The organism is Kitasatospora sp. NPDC088779, assembly GCF_040685395.1.
Lineage (GTDB): Bacteria > Actinomycetota > Actinomycetes > Streptomycetales > Streptomycetaceae > Kitasatospora.
Genome location: NZ_JBFBHW010000008.1, coordinates 224,265 through 244,225, shown reverse-complemented (window position 1 = coordinate 244,225; position 19,961 = coordinate 224,265). Strand labels below are relative to the sequence as shown.

Annotated in this window: 17 protein-coding genes; 8 read left to right on the top strand and 9 right to left on the bottom strand. The window is 75.2% G+C overall.

What is annotated here, in order from left to right; translation table 11 throughout:
- Positions 1 to 89: 89 nt before the first annotated feature.
- Complete coding sequence (locus AB0P03_RS10480; protein WP_363628418.1) at positions 90 to 968, bottom strand: alpha/beta hydrolase; 879 nt, start codon at positions 966 to 968, stop codon at positions 90 to 92.
- Between the two features lie 126 nt (positions 969 to 1,094).
- Positions 1,095 to 2,306 (bottom strand): FAD-dependent monooxygenase, encoded by a 1,212-nt coding sequence (locus tag AB0P03_RS10475; RefSeq protein ID WP_363589395.1) that lies wholly within the window; start codon positions 2,304 to 2,306, stop codon positions 1,095 to 1,097.
- Positions 2,307 to 2,624: 318 nt separating this feature from the next.
- On the opposite strand from AB0P03_RS10475, the gene AB0P03_RS10470 reads away from it, so the two are divergent.
- The gene (locus AB0P03_RS10470; protein WP_363628416.1) at positions 2,625 to 3,878 is read left to right on the top strand and encodes an MFS transporter; all 1,254 of its coding nucleotides are present in this window, start codon (positions 2,625 to 2,627) and stop codon (positions 3,876 to 3,878) included.
- A 49-nt stretch (positions 3,879 to 3,927) separates the two neighbouring features.
- On the opposite strand, the gene AB0P03_RS10465 is transcribed toward AB0P03_RS10470, so the two are convergent.
- The 7 genes from AB0P03_RS10465 to AB0P03_RS10435 form a co-directional block, all read right to left on the bottom strand.
- Entirely contained in the window at positions 3,928 to 4,806 is an 879-nt protein-coding gene (locus AB0P03_RS10465; protein ID WP_244293271.1) for a helix-turn-helix domain-containing protein, read from the bottom strand.
- 113 nt (positions 4,807 to 4,919) lie between these two features.
- Positions 4,920 to 5,762, bottom strand: a complete 843-nt coding sequence (locus AB0P03_RS10460) for a class I SAM-dependent methyltransferase (protein ID WP_363628414.1) — start codon at positions 5,760 to 5,762, stop codon at positions 4,920 to 4,922.
- The gene (locus AB0P03_RS10455) at positions 5,759 to 7,333 is read right to left on the bottom strand and encodes a 4-hydroxyphenylacetate 3-hydroxylase N-terminal domain-containing protein (RefSeq protein WP_363589401.1); all 1,575 of its coding nucleotides are present in this window, start codon (positions 7,331 to 7,333) and stop codon (positions 5,759 to 5,761) included. The genes AB0P03_RS10460 and AB0P03_RS10455 overlap by 4 nt, the downstream gene beginning before the upstream one ends.
- A gap of 19 nt (positions 7,334 to 7,352) precedes the next feature.
- Complete coding sequence (locus AB0P03_RS10450; protein WP_079135392.1) at positions 7,353 to 7,883, bottom strand: flavin reductase family protein; 531 nt, start codon at positions 7,881 to 7,883, stop codon at positions 7,353 to 7,355.
- On the bottom strand, positions 7,880 to 9,715 hold the full coding sequence (gene asnB, locus AB0P03_RS10445; protein ID WP_363628413.1) for an asparagine synthase (glutamine-hydrolyzing): 1,836 nt from the start codon (positions 9,713 to 9,715) through the stop codon (positions 7,880 to 7,882). Before asnB ends, AB0P03_RS10450 begins: the two co-directional genes overlap by 4 nt.
- A gap of 1 nt (position 9,716) precedes the next feature.
- On the bottom strand, positions 9,717 to 10,496 hold the full coding sequence (locus AB0P03_RS10440) for a hypothetical protein (protein ID WP_363589405.1): 780 nt from the start codon (positions 10,494 to 10,496) through the stop codon (positions 9,717 to 9,719).
- A gap of 255 nt (positions 10,497 to 10,751) precedes the next feature.
- Positions 10,752 to 11,693 (bottom strand): response regulator transcription factor, encoded by a 942-nt coding sequence (locus AB0P03_RS10435; RefSeq protein WP_363628411.1) that lies wholly within the window; start codon positions 11,691 to 11,693, stop codon positions 10,752 to 10,754.
- A gap of 742 nt (positions 11,694 to 12,435) precedes the next feature.
- Here AB0P03_RS10435 and AB0P03_RS10430 point away from each other — a divergent pair.
- The 7 genes from AB0P03_RS10430 to AB0P03_RS10400 all read left to right on the top strand — a co-directional run bounded on the left by AB0P03_RS10430 (position 12,436) and on the right by AB0P03_RS10400 (position 19,906).
- On the top strand, positions 12,436 to 13,380 hold the full coding sequence (locus tag AB0P03_RS10430; protein ID WP_350880832.1) for an ABC transporter permease: 945 nt from the start codon (positions 12,436 to 12,438) through the stop codon (positions 13,378 to 13,380).
- Between the two features lies 1 nt (position 13,381).
- Positions 13,382 to 14,320: an ABC transporter permease gene (locus AB0P03_RS10425; protein WP_363628410.1), complete on the top strand. Its 939-nt coding sequence runs from the start codon at positions 13,382 to 13,384 to the stop codon at positions 14,318 to 14,320.
- Positions 14,317 to 15,099 carry an ABC transporter ATP-binding protein gene (locus AB0P03_RS10420; protein WP_363581888.1) on the top strand — a complete coding sequence of 261 codons (783 nt, stop codon included), beginning with the start codon at positions 14,317 to 14,319 and terminating at the stop codon, positions 15,097 to 15,099. The genes AB0P03_RS10425 and AB0P03_RS10420 overlap by 4 nt, the downstream gene beginning before the upstream one ends.
- On the top strand, positions 15,096 to 15,893 hold the full coding sequence (locus AB0P03_RS10415) for an ABC transporter ATP-binding protein (RefSeq protein ID WP_363581886.1): 798 nt from the start codon (positions 15,096 to 15,098) through the stop codon (positions 15,891 to 15,893). The genes AB0P03_RS10420 and AB0P03_RS10415 overlap by 4 nt, the downstream gene beginning before the upstream one ends.
- 108 nt (positions 15,894 to 16,001) lie before the next feature.
- The gene (locus AB0P03_RS10410) at positions 16,002 to 17,621 is read left to right on the top strand and encodes an ABC transporter substrate-binding protein (RefSeq protein WP_363581884.1); all 1,620 of its coding nucleotides are present in this window, start codon (positions 16,002 to 16,004) and stop codon (positions 17,619 to 17,621) included.
- A gap of 67 nt (positions 17,622 to 17,688) precedes the next feature.
- Positions 17,689 to 18,750: an LLM class F420-dependent oxidoreductase gene (locus AB0P03_RS10405; RefSeq protein WP_363581882.1), complete on the top strand. Its 1,062-nt coding sequence runs from the start codon at positions 17,689 to 17,691 to the stop codon at positions 18,748 to 18,750.
- 64 nt (positions 18,751 to 18,814) lie between these two features.
- The gene (locus tag AB0P03_RS10400) at positions 18,815 to 19,906 is read left to right on the top strand and encodes an LLM class flavin-dependent oxidoreductase (RefSeq protein ID WP_363624725.1); all 1,092 of its coding nucleotides are present in this window, start codon (positions 18,815 to 18,817) and stop codon (positions 19,904 to 19,906) included.
- Positions 19,907 to 19,961 lie beyond the last annotated feature (55 nt).

Sequence of the window (19,961 nt, the reverse complement as noted above, 5' to 3'; positions counted from 1 at the left end):
GTCCAAGCACACCTACTCGAACTCCTCGGCATAGACGAAACCCGACCCCGCTGGCTGGAGACCTAAAACCCCATGTGCGAAGTCCGGGCCTAGACAGCTGAAATACCTTCGACGATCCGGCGGATCTCTCGCGCCAGGGCGTCGGGGTCGCTGGTCGGCACCATGTGGTCGGCGTCGGCCGCCAGTACGTGGCGGCCGACCTCGGCCCGGCCGACGCGGTGGGCGTGCGAGGCGTTCACGGCCTCCCGGATCTTCGGGCCCATGCCGGCCGAGGTCCGCACGGCCGAGACCACCGTGAGCGGGAGGCCGCCCAGGGCCGGCGGATTCTCCTTCATGGCGGTCAAGTCCGCGACGACGGAGCCGAGTTCAGCTCCCCGCGTACGGATGGTGGAGACGGTGAAGCCCTCCTCGCGCATCTCGGCCGCGGCGTCCGCCGGCAGGGCGTCGAGCATCGGGCGGAAGGCCCGGGCCAGCAGGCCGGTGCGGGCCAGCAGCATGCTGACGGCCTGCCCGATCCGCTCCTGGCGGCGCACCGAGGGCGCGAACACCAGGTCGCAGGACTCGTCCGTCGGGTCGGCCAGCACCAGGCCCGCGATCCGCTCGGGGCGGGCCGCCGCGGCGAGCCGGACGATCGGCCCGCCCCAGCTGTGCCCGACCAGGACGAACGGCCCGTGGCCGAGGCCGCCGAGGTGGTCGAGCAGGTCGTCGAGGTCCTCGGCGAGGCGGCGCAGCGGGCGCGGCGCCGGATCCGGCACGCTGCGGCCGAGCCCGCTTCGGTCGTACGCCACCGTCGCCGCGACCCCGTCCAGCCGGAGCTGCACCGGCGCCCAGTACGAGCGGCTGGAGGCGAGCCCGCCCTCCAGCACGACCGTCGGCACGCCCTCGCCGCCGGGCCCCGGCCGCCGCATGTAGAACAGCTCCCGGCCGTCCCGTGTCCGCGCCCGCCCCGGCTCACCCTGACTGTGCATCCCCGGCACCGCCCTCACCCTCGACCGTCCATCAAGTTTGGTTAGCCTAACCTCACTTGCCTGGTGATCGCGACCACCCGTGGCCGACCTGCGGGGCGGCGGGGTCGGCGGGGGCGGCGGGGTCGGTCAGTACTCGGCCAGGTCGAAGACCGTGGCCGCGCGGAAGGCCTCGCCCAGCTCGGGGCCGGGCCGGTCGAAGCCCTCGACCCCCTCGGAGTCGACCTCCGTGGTCTCGAACCGGCCCTTGGTGTGGTCGAGGATGGCCTGATTGGCCGCCACATGGCCGCGCAGCCGCTGCTCGTAGGCCTGGTAGGCGGCCTCGTGGTCGCCGTCGGCCGCGTGCAGTTCCCCGGCCAGCACATAGGCGGCGGTCAGGGCCACGCTGGTGCCCTGGCCGGTGGCCGGGGAGCAGCAGTACCCGGCGTCGCCGAGCAGGGCGACCCGGCCCTGCGACCAGCGGTCCATCCGGATCTGCGCGACCACGTCGTAGTGGAAGGCGTCCCCCTCCCCCAGGGACTTGAGGAACTGCGGCACCTCCCAGCGCATCCCGGCGCAGCGCTCGGCCACCAGCCGCCGCTGCTCCGCGAGGTCGCGCGGCAGCAGGTCCCCGACCGGCTCGTCGGACGTGAAGACGGCGAAGACGCGCAGCTCGCTGTTGTCCCGGACGGTCATCGCCATGCAGCCCCAGGCGGCCTGGCCGTTGGGCTGGTGGATGACCTCCCAGTGGTCGAGGCCGAGGTGGTTGGGGGCGCTCCAGCCGGCGATGTAGATGCTGGTCGGGTGCAGGTAGTCGGCCTCGGGGCCGAAGACCAGGCGGCGGGTGTTCGAGTGCAGGCCGTCGGCGCCCACGACAAGGTCGAAGGACTGCTCGTCGCCGCTGGTGAAGCGGACCTGGACGCCCTCCTCGTGCTGCACGAGGGTGTCGATCGACTCGCCGAACCGGTACCGGACGCCGGGCCGGGCCGCCCCCGCCAGCAGGGCGGCCAGTTCGTCGCGCAGGATCTCCACGTCCGGGCCGTCCACGGCGCCCCCGGTGGCCGTCCACTCGGTGGTGCGCTTGAGCTCGCGGCCGTCCGCGTCGACCAGGGACATGCCGCGCAGTCCGGTCCTGCGGGCCCGGACCTCCTCCAGGAGGCCCATCCGCTCGATGATCTCCAGCGCGTTGCCCCGCACGTCCACCGCCTGTCCGCCGCCCCGGAGTTCCGGGGCGCGCTCGACGACCGTGACGTGGAAGCCGTAGCGCTCCAGCCAGTAGGCGAGGGCGGTGCCGGCGATCCCCGCCCCGGAGATCAGGACCGAGGTCGTGCGCGAGTGGTGCGGTCGGGTGCTGTTCGACATGGTGCTCGACATAGTGGACCTCCCGTGAGTCGATGTCGTGCCGCCAGTCTCGCCACGGCGGCCGACAGGTCGCTCACAGGACGCTGACACGACCGACGAGCGACCGCCGGACCGCCGACAGGCCACCGACAGGCCGTGGCACCGGCCGGACCAGGGCGGCAGCCTGTGACCTGGGGTCACAGGATGACCGCCTGTCTGGCTGGCCGCGAGGGCCGTCCGCAGGATGGCCGCATCGGACTCCTGCCCTCCCGTCGCGGCCGCTCGCGCCTGCCGTCCGAAGGCCCGGCCGCTCCCTCGCACGACAAGGTGGTGATCGCTGTGAGCAGCATCTCCGACCCTCCCCGACCCGAACAGGCCGAGGACGTCCCGCCCCTGGCGCCGGCCCAGGCCTTCGAACGGTGGCGCTACGCGGGAGTGTTCCTCCTGCTGTTCCTGTTCGGCACGGAGACCTTCCTGGTGTCGCCGCTGCTGCCGACCATCGCGGACTCGGTGCACACCACCGAGGCGGCCGCCGCCTCCAGCGTCACCGCCTACGTGCTGGTGTACGCCGTCGCGGCGCCCTTCCTCGGGCTGCTGAGCGACCGGTTCGGCCGCCGCCGCACCCTGGTGGCGGGCACCGTGCTGTTCGTCGTGTCCAACGCGGCGGCCGCCCTCTCCACCGGGCTGACGCTGCTGGTCGTCTCCCGCGCGGTGGCCGGGCTGGCGGCGGCGGCGGCCGGGCCGGCGATCTGGGCGCACATCGCCGAGACCGCGCCGGAGGCGGTGCGCGGCCGGGCCCTCGGCCTGGGCATGGCGCTGTTCTCCTGCGGCCAGGTGATCGGCGTGCCGCTCGGCGGCTTCCTCGCCGGGCTGGCCGGCTGGCGGTCGGCGTTCTGGGCGCTGACCATCGGCACCGCGGCGGCCGTGCCGCTGCTGCTGAGCCAGGTCCAGCGCCGTTCGGCGCAGGCGGACGCGCCGCAGGTGGGGGCGGTCCGGGCGATCCTGGCGGGCTGGGCCGACCCGACGCTGCGCCGCGCCCTGCTGGTCAACACGGTGTTCAACACGGCCAACCTGGGCGCCTACACCTTCCTCGGCGCGGTGCTGGTGCAGCGCTTCGACCTGTCGGTGCAGGCCCTGGGCCTGGTGGGCGTGCTGGTCGGTGCGGGCAGCCTGGTCGGCTCGCTGCTGGGCGGCCGGCTCGGGGACCGGGCCAGGACCGCCGGGCGCTCCGACCTGCCGCTGCTGCCGCTGTGGGGCGTGCTGCTGGCGGCGGGCGTCGCGCTGGCGGCCAAGGGGCCCGGCCTGGTCCTCGCCCTGGCCGGCGTGGTGGTGTGGTTCCTGGCCTCCGGAGGCTTCGTGACGGACCAGCAGACGCTGGCCGGCACCATCGCCCCGGAGCTGCGGGCGACCTCCAGCGCGTGGCTGACCTCGACCATGTACGCGGGCACCGGCCTCGGCGCCTGGGCGATCGGCACGTTCGGCAACGTCGCGGACGGCACCCTGCTGATCGGCACCGGGCTCGCGCTGGTGGCCGCCCTGGGCGCGCTGGCGGTCAGCCTCGGCCTGCGCCGGTCCACCGCATCGGGCACCTGAGGCCCCGCCGGAACGGCCGGGCCGCCCCGGGGGACCGGCGACCGGCGGCTCAGCCGACCCGGCGCTCCCCCTCCACGCCGCCGACCGCGCGCAACGGATGATCGACCAGTTCGGTCATCCGCGCCCGGTCGGCGGCGCCGTGCGGGGTGAACAGCAGCACCGTCGCGGTCGGGTCGTCCACCGGGTGGAAGGACGACAGCGTCAGCCGGACCGGGCCGAGCCCGGCCGGCTCGACGGTGACGGTGCGGACGGTCAGCTCCGCCACCGAGTGGCAGCCCCACCAGTGCCGGAACTCGGGCGCGTCCTCGTCCAGGTGCCGGTAGACCTCGCCGGTGCGGGGGTCGGCCAGGGCGGGACCGGCCTGCGCCCGGAACTGCTGGAAGACGTTCATCGCGAGCGGCTCCCAGTCGCGGAACACGGCCCGCACCCGGTGGTCGGCGGCCATCACCCACATCAGGTTGCGCCGGTCCGCGGGGACGAACTCGGGCGAGCCCCAGAGCGCGACCCAGGCTGCGTTCCAGCCGAGCAGGTCGAAGTGCCGGTCGAGCAGGACGGCCGGGCTGGTGGGCCAGGAGTCCAGGACCGGCCGGATGGCCTCGGCGAGCCGGTCGGCGCCGTCCTCCGAGGCGGCGGCCGCCGTCGGCTCGTGGTAGCCGGCCAGGCGCATGGCGTGCCGCAGCCCGGCCGCGTCCAGCCGCAGCACCCGGGCGATCGCCTCCAGCACCTGCCGGGAGGCGGTGACCCGCCCCTGCTCGACCCAGGTGTACCAGGCCAGGCCGACGCCGGAGAGGGAGGCGACCTCCTCCCGGCGCAGACCGGGGGTGCGGCGCCGGGTGGTGGCGGTGAGGCCGACGTCGGAGGGCTTGAGGAGCTCACGATGGGCGCGCAGGAAGGCGCCGAGTTCCCTGCCTGCGGGGGGAGTTGACACGGTTGGCTCCTCGGCCCTGGTCGGTGCCGTCGAATGCGGGGGGTGTGGGCTGCCACCAGCGTAGACGCAGCCCGCCGCCCACCCCAGGGGTGAGCGGCGGGCTACACATGTTGTTAACGAGACGTCAGCTGCCACAGCCGGACGGGCATGTGGCTGACGTGGCCGCGCTCCTGCTGCCGGCGCCAGGCGCTCTCGCCGACCGCGCGGAAGAAGGCGGGCCGCTGCTGCGCCGGCACCGCACGGCTGTAGTAGTCGCCGAAGGTGGCGGCGTGGAAGTGCTCGTACTGGGCGGCGCCGTCGACGGTGACCACGGCGTCGCGCTCCAGGTGGCCGGCCACCGCGAGGTGCGGGCCCACCACCGCCGCGAGCTCGTCGACGGTCCTGGTCCGGGTCGCGATCGGCAGCACCCCGGCGCGCTCCAGGACGCCGGGCACCTCGTCGTACGAGGTGCCGAGGGCGACCAGGGCCTCGCGGACCAGCTCGTCCTCACCGCCGAGGCCGCGCTCGTCCCGGGCCGGGTGGTAGGTGGTGAGCAGGAAGCGACCGCCGGGGGCGAGGTGGGCGGCGGCCCAGGCGAAGATCCGTTCCTCGTCCGGGTACAGCCAGTGCAGCACCGAGGTCTGGGTGATCACGTCGGCCCGGAACGGCAGCGGCTCGGGCACGGTGAGGTCGGCCCGGTGCAGGGCGACCCGCTCGCCGTAGGGCTGGAGCCGGGCGGCGGCTTCGGCGATGCGGTGCTCGGAGCGTTCCAGGCCGACGGCGCGCCGCAGGGAGGGGAAGCGCTCCAGGGCCTCCTGGAGCAGCTGGCCGATCCCGCTGCCGAGGTCGATCAGGGACTCGGGGGCTCCGGTGACCTGGTCGAGCACCCAGTCCCGGTCCTGGACCTGGCGCAGCCGGCTGGCGTCGGCGTACCCCGCGAGGGTACGGGCCTGGATCTCGACGGCGGACGTGCTCACGGCTGGTTCTCCTCCACGGTGGACGGCTGTTCGGTGGACGGCTGCTCGGTCGGCGGCTGTGCGGCGGACGGCTGTGCGGCGGCGGGCTGCTCCGCGACGCCCTGGTCGACCAGGTGCAGCAGCCGTTCGCGGGCGGCGCTCTGGTCGTAGCGCTTGAAGAGGTTGATCCGGTTGCGGGCCAGGTCGCCCCGGTGCACGTACTCGTAGAGGTCCTGGCGCTGGCCGAAGCCGTCGCCGGTCAGCTCCCAGGCGATCCGGAAGAGCCGGGCCTTGCGTTCGGCGTCGATGTCCCGGCCGCGCATGTAGCGGTCCAGGTGCGGGCGCAGCCGGGGGTTGGCGAGGTCCCCGGCGGTGGGCTGGATGAGCAGCCCGGAGGCGCCGATCCTGCGGACGATCTCGACCGCGCTGCCGGCCACCTCGGCCGACCAGACCCGGGAGGCCGCCGTGTCGCCGGGGGCGAACAGGCCGCCGTCGGTGAGGCCGCCGCGCGCCTCGGCGGCGTCGAGGAAGTACTCGGTCAGTTCGGCGTACCCGGCGAGGCGGCCCAGGTCCTCCTGGATGTTGCGGAAGCCGTCCACGCCGATCGACTCGGCGACCAGGGTGGCACTGGCCAGCAGGGTCCGCAGCCGCTCGCGGTAGCGGATGTGGCCGACGTAGGCGCTCCAGGCGTTGATCCGGCCGAGGCCGGTGCGCGCCAGGTTCGCGTCGCGCAGCAGGAAGACGCGGTCCCAGGGCACCAGGACGTCGTCGAAGAAGAGCATCGCGTCCTGCTCGTCGAACCGCGCGCCGAGCGGGTGGGCGTGCCCCCAGGAGGCGCTGCCGAGCGGCTCGCGGGCGAGGGTGATCAGGCCGGGGGTGTTGAGCGGCAGGGCGAACCAGGTCACGAACTGCTCGCCCCGGCCCTCGGTGAACGACGCCGAGAGGTAGACCAGCACCTCGTGGGCGATCGGGGCGAGCGTGGTGAGCTGCTTGGCGCCGCGCACCACGATGCCCCGGTCGTTCTCCTCCACGACGCGCAGGGCGAGGTCCGGGTCGTCGAGCGGGTTGGCGGAGCGGTCGATCTGCGGGTCGCCGAGGGCGTGCGAGAGGACCAGGTCGTTGCTCGCGCAGTGCCGGTACCACGCCTCGGCGTTGGCGCCGAAGCGCGGGTCGGCCCCGGCCAGCTGGTGCCGGAAGTCGTAGACGCCGACGGCGATCGAGGCCATGAAGGCGGGTGAGCGGCCCTGCTGCCCCAGTGCCTCGGCGTGCCACAGCTCGGCGCTGCGGCGCTGGAGCCGCAGGTCCTCCAGGGTGCGCGGGGGCTGGTAGGCGCGGGCGAGCCGCAGGCCGCTGTCCGGGTCCTCCCAGGTGAGCAGGTCGCGGTGGGCCGGGTCGTGCTGGAGGTCGATCAGGCGGGCCAGTTCGTCCACGGCCGGGCGGAACGCGGGGTGCTCGGCGGGGTTCGCGATGCGCTTGCCGTCGAGGTAGAGCTCGCGGCCGTCGTCCAGTTCGGCCCGGTACCGGTCGCCGGTCAGCAGGCCGCGGGCGGTGGCGGGTGCGCCGCGGCCGGTGATGGTGCCCAGCAGTGTCATGCGCCAACTCCGTTTGATGTCAAGGGTTCAAGGGTTTCGGGTCGATCACGCGGTACCGGCCGTCGTGGTAGAGCAGCGGGTCGCCGTCGCCGCGGTCCGCGGCGGCGACCCGGCCGACCAGGATGGTGTGGTCGCCGCCGGGCAGGGTGCCGTGCAACCGGCAGTCGAACCAGGCCAGGGCGTCGTCGACGAGCGGGGCACCGGTGACCGCCGTCCGCATCGGCACCGCGGTGAAGCCGCCGAGCGCGCGCCCGGCCCCGGGTGTGGCGAAGCGCCGGGCCACCGCCGACTGGCCGTCCGTCAGGACCGAGAGGCCGAACCGTCCGGCGGCGCGGGCCGCGGCCACGAGCGGGCTGTGGCGGCTGACCGCGACGGTGACCAGCAGCGGGTCGAGGGAGAGGGTGCTGAAGGAGGAGACCGTCTTGGCGAAGACCTCCTCGTCCGCGCGGGTGGTGACCACCGCGACCCCGGTGGTCCAGCCGCGGGAGGCGGCCCGGAAGGCCTCCTCGGTGGCCTTCGCCGTGGTCACGGCCGCCGCGGGGCCGCTCATCGCAGCCCCACCCGGTAGGCGCGCAGCCACTCGTCGACCTGGACCAGGTGGTCGAGGCCGCCGACCGGGTTCGGCGCGGTGCGCGGGCTGGGCAGCGGGCGGCCCTCGGCGAGCAGCCGGCGGACCGGCTCGCGGTCCACCAGCTCGAAGACCGGCGCGTTCGGGTCGGCCAGCAGCTCGTGCGCCCGGGCGGTGAGCACCTCGGTGTAGCGGACGGCCGGGGTGGACGGGTAGCCGCTCTTGGGCCGGTCGGTGACCTGCGGCGGGAGGAGGTCCCGGACGGCGTCGCGGAACAGGCCCTTGGCCCGCCCGTCCGGCGCCTTGAGCGCCCACGGGACGTTCCAGAGGTACTCCACCAGGCGGTGGTCGCAGAACGGCACCCGCACCTCCAGGCCGACCGACATCGACACCCGGTCCACCCGGTCCAGCAGCGGGGGGAGCCAGCGGGTGAGCGCGAGGTGGAAGACCTCGCGGATCCGCGCGTCGGCGGCCGACTCGCCGGGCAGGCGCGACACCTCGCCGAGCGAGCGGTGGTAGGCGGCGGCGGTGTACTCCTCGGGTCGCACCTCGGCCCGGACGTCCGGGCGCAGCAGGTCCGCCGGCGTGGCCTTGCCGTGCAGCCACGGGAAGGTGGGCGCGGCGACGGCCTGCGCGTCGTGGAAGTACGGGTAGCCGCCGAAGATCTCGTCCGCGGCCTCGCCGGAGAGCGCGACCGTGGAGCGCCGCCGCACCTCGCGGAAGAGCAGGTGCAGCGAGGCGTCCATCTCGCCCCAGCCGGGCCGGTCCCGGGCGCGCAGGACGGCGTCGCGGGCGTCCAGCAGGTCGTCGTCGGGCACCAGGACGGTGGTGTGCAGGGTGCCGATGTGCTCGGCGGCGGCCTGCACGTACGGGGCGTCGAGGGTGGTCCGCCAGGCGTCCGGGGTGCGGTCGGTGCTGCCGGGGAAGTCCACCGAGAAGCTGGCGATCTTCCCGTGGCCGGCCCGCTCGCGGGCGGCCGCGGCCAGCGCGGTGACGGCGCTGGAGTCGACGCCGCCGGAGAGCAGGGTGCACAGCGGCACGTCGCTGATCAGCTGCCGTTCGACGGCGTCGGCGAGCAGGTCCCGGACGGTGCCGCGGGTGGTCGCGGCGTCGTCCCGGTGCTCGGCCGACTCCAGCCGCCAGTAGCGGAGTTCGCGGGTGGCGCCGCGGCCGACGACCACCAGGTGGCCGGGCCGGACTTCGTGCAGCCCGCGGAACAGCCCGTGGCCGGCGCTCGGCGCGGCGGGCAGCGCGAACAGCTCGGCGATGCCCTCGGCGTCCAGTTCGGCGCGGAACAGCGGGTTCGCGAGCACCGCCTTGGGCTCGGAGCCGAACAGCACCCCGGTGGCGTGGGCGTGCCAGTACAGCGGCTTGATGCCGAGGTGGTCGCGGACCAGCAGCAGTTCCTCGCGCGCGGCGTCCCACAGGGCGTAGGCGAAGATGCCGTTGAACCTGGTCGGCGCGTCCTTGCCCCACTGGAGGTGGGCCCGCAGGACCACCTCGGTGTCCGAGCGGGTCCGGAAGACGTGCCCGAAGGCCTCCAGTTGCGCGCGCAGCTCGCGGTGGTTGTAGAGCTCCCCGTTGTAGCAGAGCACGGCGCCGGCGTCGGGCCCCGGGCGGTCGGCGAGCGGCTGGACCCCGCCGTCCAGGTCGATCACGGACAGCCGGCGGTGGCCGAACGCGGCGTGCCGGGAGAGCCAGACGCCGTCCGCGTCCGGGCCGCGGCAGGCCAGGGTGGCGGTCATCTCCCGGACCGTCCGCGCCTGGTGGCGCAGGTCGGTGTCCCAGTCGATCCAGCCGGTGACACCGCACATCTCAGGACTCCCCCGGTTCGTCGTTGGCGGCGGGCCCGGCCGCGGCGCTCGACTCCCAGCGGCAGCCGTGGCCGGTCGGGCCGTTGGTCAGGCGGTGCGCGGGCCGGTAGCCCTTGGCGCGGATGTTGGCGGACAGCGCCTCGGTGCAGTAGGTGCAGGGCGAGGCGAGGGTCAGCTGGACGCCCGAGCGGCGGGCCTTCTCGCGGTAGTCCCAGATCGCGCAGTGCGTGATGGTGAGCGCCGCGTGCTCGGCGCCGGGCGGCTCCTCGTCGTCGAACTCGTACTCCGAGCCGTACAGTTCGGCCTGCCGGGCGATCCGGTGGATCGGGTCGGCGGCGCCCCGGCCGTGGTCGGGTTCGACCTCGCGGTGCACCTCGGCATTGGACCGGGCCCAGTCCCCCAGCCCCTCCTCGCCGTAGCGGCGCACGAGGAAACGTTCCATCAGCGCCTGGTCGCGGAAGAACACCCGCTGCCACTCCGGGGCCGGGGCGTCCGGCGCGGGGAGGTCGGCGAAGAGCTCGGACTGCAGCACGAACCAGTCGGTCAGGTGCAGCCCGTTCCCACGCGACACCAGGTACCGCGTCAGGCCCGCCTCGGCCTCGTGCAGCCGCTGGCGCCAGAGCGCGGACCGCTCGGCGTCCGACATCGCGCGGTACGGGGACCTCGGCTGCTCCGCGCCGGGGCTCCGGTGACTCGCGGCGGCCAGCACCGCCGTGCGCGGGCCGGCGTCGGCACCCGCCGCACCGGCGGAACCGGTCGGGCCCCCGGTCCTGTCGGACACACCCCCCATCGGGCCATCTCCCTTCGGCTGGACGATCCTTCGGACCGTCTCGTGTGGTGGTCGTTTCCCGCCACGCTACGGAGCCGGCCAGGCGCCCCGGTAGCCCCGAACGGCGCCGCTCAGGGCGCCGATCGTCGCCTCGCACATGCTCCGAAGGTCACCTGCGGGAGGCGGCCGGAACACGACGGAGGGCGGGCCCCGCGTGCTGCGGGGCCCGCCCTCCGGAGGGTGGCGACGAAGATGTACTGAGACGAACTACCCGGCGAGGCCGTGCCGGTGGGCGTAGAGCGCGGCGCGCAGCCGGTCGGGCTGCCCGATCTTGCGCATGGCCTGGGTGAGGTGCTTCTTCACGGTGGCCTCGGCCAGGGCGAGTTCACGCCCGATCTCGGCGTTGCTCAGCCCGAGCCCGAGCTGGACCAGCACTTCGCGCTCACGCTCCGTCAGCCCGGCGTGCTGCGGCGGCAGTTCGCCGACGTGCTGCGGGGGCACCGCCGCGTGGGTCCGGGCCGGCGGCGGCGCGGGCAGGAACACCGACCCGCCCGCCGCGGCGAGTTGGACGGCGCTGATGATCCGGTCCTCGGCCAGGTCGAGCGGGAAGCAGCCGCTGGCCCCGGCCAGCAGCATCCGGCTCGCCTCCGCGGTCGACTCGGCCCGGCGCAGCAGCAGCACCCGGGCGTCGGGCGCCGCGTCCGGGCCGCGCAGCGCCACCACGACGGCGAGGTCGGCCTCCAGGCTCGCGCCGCGGCCGAGCAGGATGACGTCGGGGGCGACCCGGCGCACGGCGGCCACCGCGCGCAGCGGGTCGCCGGTGGACCCGACCACGGCCAGTCCGGGCACGGTCGTCAGCACGCTGCGCAGCCCGGCGCTGGCCACCGAGTGCCGCTCGACCAGGAACACCCGGGCATCGGCCGTGCGGTCGCGGTCCTCCTCCACGCACATCGGATGGCCGCACCCGCAACCGGTGGCGGTCGGCCCCGCCGGGGGTGGCGGCGTCACCGTCTCCGCCAGCAGCTGGTGACCGGCGATCAGATCGAGCGGGTTGTCGATCTCGGCCTGCGCCGGTGGTGCGGCGTGCACCGGCGGCGCGCCCGCGGCGGGGGCGTCCACCAGGGTGGCGCCGCCGCAGGCACCGCGTCGGGCGGGAAGCCGGCGGCCGCGCGGGCCGGCCGGAACGGCGATCTTGCTCACTGCGGCCATCGCGCACCCCCGGGGGCGGAGGCAGGGCGTCTGAGGTACGGCATGGCGATACGGTCCCCTTGCTGGTGGCGGGCCGGCCCGGTGGGCACGGGTGCTGCGGCGAGGATCCGTCGAGGACGCGCACGGGCGTCGGCTGCGGAATCCGGGACTGGGGAGGGGCGCCGACCGCAGCGACTGGGAACGGGGCGGTCAGCGCGCAGCGCGCGGGCGACAGAGCTCGTCGAAACACCGTCGGTGCCACGAGCCGCCGATCCCGACCAGGGTGATGTCGGTCCGCCGAATAGCCATGCGGGGAACCCTAGGTCCGGTTCCTTGTGCAGGTCAAGGACGGAACCGGGGCTCAGCGCCCTGGGCAGTGGCGGTCCTGACACTCCGGATGCTGTGACCAGGAGTAACAGCATCAAGTGCTGACTGGCTGTCCGGGCCACCGGTCCGCAACGCTCCTTCAAGCGGCCGCAGCGGCCGGAGCGGCACCGACGTCCCACGTCCCACGGACCGCCCGACCCGTGCTCCGGCACCCGATCCCGCCCGGACGCGGCATCCGCCCCCGGCGAACGGCCCGTCCCACGGCCCCGGTCCGGCGCTCCAGCCCCCCGGACGCCGCCGGTGACTGCCGGTTACCGCTGGTGACCGTCCCGACCCGCTCCCGAACCGCCCCTCCCGGAAGGACCACCAGCCCCATGCCCGCCCCGCCCAACCGGCCCGCCGCCGGCCAGTCCGGCGCCACGCCACGGAGGGCCGGGTGACCCGCTTCCTGCTGCGCCGCCTCCTGCTGGCCGTACCGACCCTGCTCGGCGTCACCGCCGTCGTCTTCGCGACCGTCACGCTCGTCCCCGGCGATCCGGTGGCCCTCTTCCTCGGGCCGGGCGCACCGCCCGAGGCCCGCCGCGAGCTCTCCGAACGGCTCGGCCTGGACCAGCCGTTGCCCGTCCGCTACGCCTCCTGGCTCTGGCACGCGCTCACCGGCGACCTCGGCACCTCCGTCTCCGGTCAGCGCCCGGTCGCCGACCTGCTGCTCCCGGCGCTCGGCCAGACGCTGACCCTGACCGCGGCCGCCTTCCTGCTGGTGCTGGTCGGCGGGGTGGCGCTCGGCGCCGTCGGCGCGCTGCGCCCGCGCGGCCCCGGCGGGCGGATCTCCGGCGCGCTGTCCGCCCTCGCGGTCTCCGCCCCGCAGTACTCGGTGGCCCTGCTGCTGATCGCCGTCTTCGCCGTGGGCCTGCGCTGGCTGCCGGCCGGGGGCACGCACGACGTGTTCGGCTCCGGCGGCCTGCCCGACCTGGCCCGCCACCTGGTCCTGCCGGCCGTGGCCGCCGCGCTCGTCCCGCTCGGGCTCACCGCCCGGGTGTTCCGGGCCGCGCTGGGGGGCGTGCTGGCCGGCGAGCTGGCCGACTCGCTGCGCGCCCGCGGCCTGCGCCCGGCCACCGTGCTGCGGCACTGCGTGCACAACGCCTCGCCGGCACTGCTCACCATCGGCGGCCTGCAACTCGCCTACCTCCTGGAAGGGGTGATCTTCGTGGAGACCCTGTTCGCCTGGCCCGGCGTCGGCCGGCTGCTGTACGACGCGCTCACCTCCCGCGACCTGCCCCTGGTGCAGGGCGGGGTGCTGGTGGTGGCGGTCGCGTTCGTCGGCGTCAACATCCTCGTGGACGCGGCGCACGCGGCGATCGACCCGCGAGTAAGGAACTGATGTGACGTCACGTGTCCTCGCCCGAGCGAACCTCGGCCTGACCGTCCCCGCCGCCCTGGCCGCGCTGCTGGTCCTGCTCGCGCTCGCCGCGCCGCTGGTCGCCCCGTACGACCCGGCCGCCGGGCGGCTGGCGGACCGGCTGCTCGACCCGGGCAGCCCCGGCCACCCGCTCGGCACCGACGGCCAGGGCCGCGACCTGCTCAGCCGGCTGATCTGGGCCGGGCGCGCCTCGCTCACCGGCGGGCTCGTCCCCGTTGCGGTGGCCGCCGTCGTCGGCACCCTGCTCGGCGTCGTGGCCGGGCTCGGCGGCCGGATCACCGAGCAGGCCCTGCTGCGCCTGCTGGACGTGCTCTACGCCTTCCCCGGGGTGCTGCTGGCGATCGCCATCGCCTCGCTGCTCACACCCGGCCTGGGCGCGACCGTGCTCGCGCTGTCGGTGGTGCTCACCCCCGCGGTGGCACGGGTCGCGTTCACCGAGACCCGGCGCGTCCGGGCCGCCGAATACCTGGTGGCCGCCCGGGTCAGCGGCGCCGGCTGGGGGTCGCTGGTCCTGCGCCAGGTCGCCCCGGTGGTGGCGCCGGTGGTCCTGGTGTACGCGTCCTCGCTGGTCGGGCTGGCCATCATGTACGCCGCAGGGCTGTCCTTCCTCGGGCTCGGGGTCGCCCCGCCGACCGCCGAGTGGGGCGCGATGCTGGAGGAGCTGCGGCCCTCGCTGCTCACCCACCCCTGGGTGGCGGTCCTGCCGGCCCTGGTCATCCTCGCCGTCTCGGTCGTCTTCAACACCCTCGGCGAGACGCTGCGCACCCGCGTCGGCGACACCGCCGCCCTGCTGGCGCACGCCGCCCCCGCCGCCGCCGCGAGCCGGTCCGCCGACCGCTCCACCGACAGCTCGGCCGACGGCTCGGCCCGGCCGCGGGCCGCGAAGCGGGTGGGCGCATGAGCGCGCTGCTGGAGATCGACGGCCTGACCGTCGAGTACCCCGGCGGGGTCCGGGCCGTCGACGACGTCTCCCTCGCCCTGCCCGCCGGCCGCTCCCTGGTGCTGCTCGGCGAATCCGGCAGCGGCAAGACCACCGTCGCCCGCACCGTGCTCGGGCTGCCGGGGCACGGCGCCGCCGTCACCGGAGGCGTCCGGCTCGCCGGGACCGACCTGCGGGCGCTCGGCGAACGCGAACTGGCCGACGTCCGCGGCCGGCGCATCGGCTACGTGCCGCAGGACCCGACCGCCTCGCTCGACCCGCTGCGCCGGATCGGCCCGCAGCTCGCCGAGGTGCTGCGGCGGCACGGGATCGCCGCCGACCGCCGGGCCGCCCGCGCGGCCGTCCCGAAGCTGCTCGCCACCGCCGGCATCCCGGACCCGGAACGCGTCGCCCGGGCCTACCCGCACGAGCTCTCCGGCGGCCTGCGCCAGCGCGCCGCCATCGCCGTCGCGATCTGCTGCGGCCCGGAACTGCTGATCGCCGACGAGCCGACCACCGCGCTCGACGCGCTGATCCGCGGGCGGATCCTCGACCTGTTCGCCACCCTGCGCGCCGACTGCGGCATCGCCCTGCTGCTGGTCACCCACGACCTCGCGGCGGCCCGCCGGATCGGCGGCACCGTGGCGGTCATGCGGGCCGGCCGGATCGTCGAGCTCGGGCCCGCCGAACGGGTGCTGGGCGACCCGGAACACGCCTTCACCGCCGCCCTGGTGGCCGCCGAACCGGGAGCCCGCCGATGAACACCGTCGACCACGCCCGGCCTGACGCCGTCCACGCCCCGCCGGGCCCGGTCCTGGTCGTCGACGCCGTCACCAAGCGCTACGGCGACCGGACCGCCCTGGACGCCGTCAGCCTCACCGTCGCGCCGGGCGAGACCGTCGGTCTGGTCGGCGAGTCCGGCTCGGGGAAGTCCACCCTGGCCCGGCTCGCCCTCGGGGTGCTGGCCCCCGACGCCGGCAGCGTCCGCTTCGCCGGCCGCGATCCGTACCGGCTGCGCGGCCGCGCCGACCGGGCGCTGCGGGGCCGGCTCCAGTTCGTCCCGCAGGACCCGCGCGGATCGCTCAACCCCAGCCTGCGCGCCGGGGAGGCGGTCGCCTTCGCGCTGCGCCTGCACGGCACGCCGCGCGCCGAACGCGCCGCGGCCGTCGCCCGGCTCTTCACCCAGGTCGGCCTGGAGCCCGCGCTCGCCGACCGCTACCCCCGGGAGCTGTCCGGCGGGCAGCTCCAACGGGTGGCCGTCGCCCGGGCCCTGGCCACCGGGCCGGACCTGGTCGTCTGCGACGAACCGACCTCCGCCCTCGACCGCAGCGTGCAGGCCCGCCTGCTCGACCTGCTGACCGACCTCCAGGAACGCACCGGCCTGGCCTACCTGTTCATCTCCCACGACCTCGCCGTCGTCCGGCACCTCGCCCACCGGGTCCTGGTGCTGCGGCACGGCCGGGTGGTCGAGGAGGGCCCCGCCGGCCTGCTCTGGGACTCCCCCGCGCACCCGTACACCCGGGCGCTGCTGGAGGCCGCCACCGGCGTCGCGTGACCCGCCGCCGAAGCCCCGTGCCGACACACCGCTGAACCTCCGTACCCCCGCACCACCGAACCCCCGCACCACCGAACCTCCGCACCACCGAACCGACGAGGACTCACCATGACGCGCACCAGCCGTATCCGCTCCAGAGCCGTCGCCCTGCCGGCCGCCGCCGTTCTGCTCGCGGCGGCGGCCGGCTGCGCCGGCTCCGACGGCGGCGGCTCCGCGGGGGCGGGCGGCGGTGACGGCCGCGGCGGCACCCTGGTCATCGGCGCCACCGGCAGACTCCCCAACCCCGACACCGTGATCGGCGGCGCCGGCTTCGAGGGCAAGCGGCTGGTCTCCTTCCAGCTCTACGAGGGCCTCACCCGGTACGAACTGCTCAAGGACACCGACAAGCCGCCGGCCGTCACCGGCGCCCTGGCCACCGACTGGCAGGTCGCCGCCGACGCCAGGACGTGGACCTTCACCCTCCGCAAGGGCGTCACCTTCCAGGACGGCACCCCGTTCGACGCCGACGCCGTGCTCTTCAACCTGGCCCGCTACCTCGACAAGAAGAGCCCCGAGTACACCGACGCCCTCGGCGCCGCCGCCGCCGAGTACGCGGGCGACATCGTCTCGTACCGCAAGACCGACGCCGACCACGTCGAGCTGGTCACCAAGGACCCCAACGGCCACTTCCCCGAGGACCTCGCGCACGTCCTGATCGCGAGCCCCACCGCCGTCCGCAAGTCCGGCTCGGCCGACTTCGCCCAGCACCCGGTCGGCACCGGCCCCTTCTCGTTCGTCTCGCAGACCGAGGGCCAGCAGATCGAGCTGGCCGCCAACAGGAGCTACTGGCGCGGCGCCCCCAAGCTCGACCGGCTCGTGATCAAGGCGCTGCCGGACGCCGCGGCCCGCACCGCCGCCCTGCGCTCCGGCGGCGTGAACTGGATCGAGTACCCGAACCCGGACGACATCGACAGCCTCAAGGCCGACGGCGTCCAGATCGCCACGAACAGCTACGACCACCTCTGGTACTGGATCCTGGACACCTCGAAGGCACCCTGGGACAACCCGCTGGTCCGCAGGGCCGCCAACTTCGCGATCGACCGCAAGGCCATCGCCGAGAAGCTGCTGCACGGCACCGCCGACCCCGCCTACCAGACCGCACCGCGCGCCACCGCCGCCTACGACCCCGCCGGCGACGTCTACTCCTACGACCCCGCCAAGGCCCGGCAGTTGCTCGCCGAGGCCGGCGTCCCGAACGGCTTCAGCACCTCCGTCACCGTGCCCACCGGCGGCAGCGGCAACCTGCTGCCGGTGCCGATCGCCGAGGCCCTCCAGCGGGATCTCGCCGCCGTCGGCATCAAGGTCGAGCTGCGCACCACCGACTGGACCACGCTGATCGGCGCCGAGGCCAAGGGCCAGGTGGCGCTCGGCTCGGACGCCGTCGCCCAGTCCACCACGCTGTTCCAGTCCGAGGCGCTGCTCCCGCTGTTCATCGGCTCCAAGAGCCCGTTCTGGACCGGCCACTACACCAACCCGCAGGTCGACGAGCTGCTCGCCTCCTCGGCCGCCGATGCCGACCAGACCGCCCGGCAGGCCGGGTACCGCAAGGCGCTCGCCCTGGTCACCCAGGACGCGCCCTGGCTGTTCGTGGTCAACGACCGCAATCCGCGGGCCCTTTCGCCGAAGGTCCAGGGGCTCGTGCAGCCGCAGTCCTGGTTCCTCGACCTGACCACCGTATGGGTCCGCTGACCCGCGGACACCGCCTCTCCCCCGGCTCCGAAGAGCACCGCGCACCACAGGAAGGACGGCCATCCCGATGACCGACCCGCACCGACCGCACCACCACAGCGGGACCGTCCCGCCCGGCTCCGCGCACGGCCCCGTGCCCGCCGCACCGCCCAAGTGGGGCATCACCCTCCCGCTGCCCGGCCTGACCATCGACCGGCACCGGTTCCTGGTCGAGCGGCTGCCCGACCTCGGCTACACCGACGTGTGGAGCGCCGAGGGCGGCGGCACCGACGCCTTCACCCCGCTGGCCGCCACGGCGGCCTGGTCCCCCTCGCTGCGGATCGGCACCGGCATCGTCCCGGTGCACACCCGCGGCCCGGCCGTGCTCGCCCAGACCGCCGCGACGCTCGCCCAACTCGCCCCGGGCCGACTGCTGCTGGGCATCGGCGCCTCGGTGCCCGCCCACGTCACCGACATCAACGGCATCCCGTTCGACGAGCCGTTCAAGCGGACCAGGGACGTCCTGCGCTTCGTCACCCGGGCGCTGCGCGGCGAGTACGTCACCGGCGGGTTCGACACCTTCGACATCACCGGCTACCGGCTGCCTCACCCGCCGACCGAGCCGGTCAAGGTCATCCTGGGCGCGCTGCGGCCCAACATGCTCCGGCTCGGCTTCAACGAGGGCGACGGCGCCATCACCAACCTGCTGTTCCCGCACGACGTGCCGAAGATCCTGGACGCCGTCGGCCCGCAGCCGCCCGGGAAGGAACTGGTCGTCAAGGTCTTCGTCTGCCCCACCGAGGACACCGACTACGCCCACCGCGCCAGCCGGCCGTTCCTCGCCTGGATCCTCAACCGCGAGCCGTACCGCAAGTTCCACGAGTGGCTGGGCCACGGCGAACTCCTCGCCGAGACCCACCGCCTCTGGGCGGCCGGCGACCCGGAGGGCGCCCAGAAGGCGCTGCCCGACGAGGTCGTCGACGGGCTGTTCATCAGCGGCTCGCCGGAGGAGTGCCGGGAGCGCATCCTCGCCTACCACCGCCCCGGCGTCACCACCATCCAGCTGTACGTGTCGCTGCCGCCCGAGGTGTTCGTCAGCCGCGCCAAGCTGCTCGACACCCTGGCCCGGCTCGGGCCGGCCGCCCTCTGACCGTCGCGCCCCACCCGTCCCCATCCCCTGCCACCCTCACGACGCTCACGACCGGAGGAGAGCCGTGCCACTCGAAATCCGCGGCGGGGTCCGCGCCGCACCCGTTCCCGGCCACACCGCGCAGGAACGCCAGGCCCTGCGCTGGGCCCCCGACGGCCGCGACCGCACCGCCGACCCCGCGTACGTCGCCCGCACCGCGCGGGAGAACGAGGAGGACGGGCTGGACAGCGCCCTGGTGGTGCAGTCCAGTTCGTGGCCCGACCCGTGGCTGGTGGCCTCCTGGGCCCTGGCCGCCACCACACGGCTCCGCATCGCGGTCGCCCACCGGGTCGGCACCACCGCGCCGACCGTCGCCGCCCGCTCCCTCGCGACCCTGGACCGCCTCTCCGGCGGGCGGGCGGCGGCCCACGTCATCATCGGCTCCAGCGACCACGACACGGCCCGCGACGGCGACCTCCTGGACAAGCAGGAGCGCTACCGCAGGGCCGACGAGTACCTCGACCTGTTCACCCGCTACCTCGCCGCCGACCAGGACATCGACCACAAGGGCGAGTTCTACACCGTGTCCGCCGCCCGGCCCGGCCTGCACCCCAGACCCGGCGGCGAGCTGCTCTCCTTCGGCGGCTCGTCACCGCAGGGCCTCGACCTGGCGGCCCGCTACGCGGAGGTCTACGCCGTCAGCCCGCTGCCGCTGCCGGACACCCGTCGGCGGATAGCCCAGGTCCGCACCGCCGCCGCCGCGCACGGCCGGACCCTGCGGATCTGGCGGCACGTCACCGTCGTCCTCGCCGACACCGACGAGGCGGCCCGCGACCGCGTCCGCCGGCTGCGCCGCGACGCCCTCCGCCTCACCTCCGGCGGCGGCGGACCCTGGACGGAAGCCGTCCAGCTCGACCGCGACCGCGAGCGCGGCCGCTCCGACCCCTCCCGGGGCGACGAGCAGGTCGCCGCCTACATCCGCCGCTCGCTCACCGCCGCGTACGCCGGCTCCCCCGCCACCGTCGCCGCCCGCATCGGCCTGCTCCGCTCGGCCGGCGTGGACATCGTCCAGCTCGACCTCCCCGTCGAGACCGACCAGGACCGCGAGCTGCGGCGCAGCCTCGTCCGCCACCTCCGCACCGGCCTGGGCACCCCCGCCGACCGCCGCGTCTGGTGACCGGCGCCCCCCGTTCGGCCGGGGCCGAGGCGATCACCGCCTCGACCCCGGCCAC

Bases quoted from the DNA above. Each gene is read 5' to 3' on its own strand.
- AB0P03_RS10480 (WP_363628418.1), bottom strand. From the start codon at position 968: ATGCACAGTCAGGGTGAGCCGGGGCGGGCGCGGACACGGGACGGCCGG.
- AB0P03_RS10475 (WP_363589395.1), bottom strand. From the start codon at position 2,306: ATGTCGAACAGCACCCGACCGCACCACTCGCGCACGACCTCGGTCCTG.
- AB0P03_RS10455 (WP_363589401.1), bottom strand. From the start codon at position 7,333: ATGACACTGCTGGGCACCATCACCGGCCGCGGCGCACCCGCCACCGCC.
- AB0P03_RS10450 (WP_079135392.1), bottom strand. From the start codon at position 7,883: ATGAGCGGCCCCGCGGCGGCCGTGACCACGGCGAAGGCCACCGAGGAG.
- asnB (WP_363628413.1), bottom strand. From the start codon at position 9,715: ATGTGCGGTGTCACCGGCTGGATCGACTGGGACACCGACCTGCGCCAC.
- AB0P03_RS10435 (WP_363628411.1), bottom strand. From the start codon at position 11,693: ATGGCCGCAGTGAGCAAGATCGCCGTTCCGGCCGGCCCGCGCGGCCGC.
- AB0P03_RS10420 (WP_363581888.1), top strand. From the start codon at position 14,317: ATGAGCGCGCTGCTGGAGATCGACGGCCTGACCGTCGAGTACCCCGGC.
- AB0P03_RS10415 (WP_363581886.1), top strand. From the start codon at position 15,096: ATGAACACCGTCGACCACGCCCGGCCTGACGCCGTCCACGCCCCGCCG.
- AB0P03_RS10410 (WP_363581884.1), top strand. From the start codon at position 16,002: ATGACGCGCACCAGCCGTATCCGCTCCAGAGCCGTCGCCCTGCCGGCC.
- AB0P03_RS10405 (WP_363581882.1), top strand. From the start codon at position 17,689: ATGACCGACCCGCACCGACCGCACCACCACAGCGGGACCGTCCCGCCC.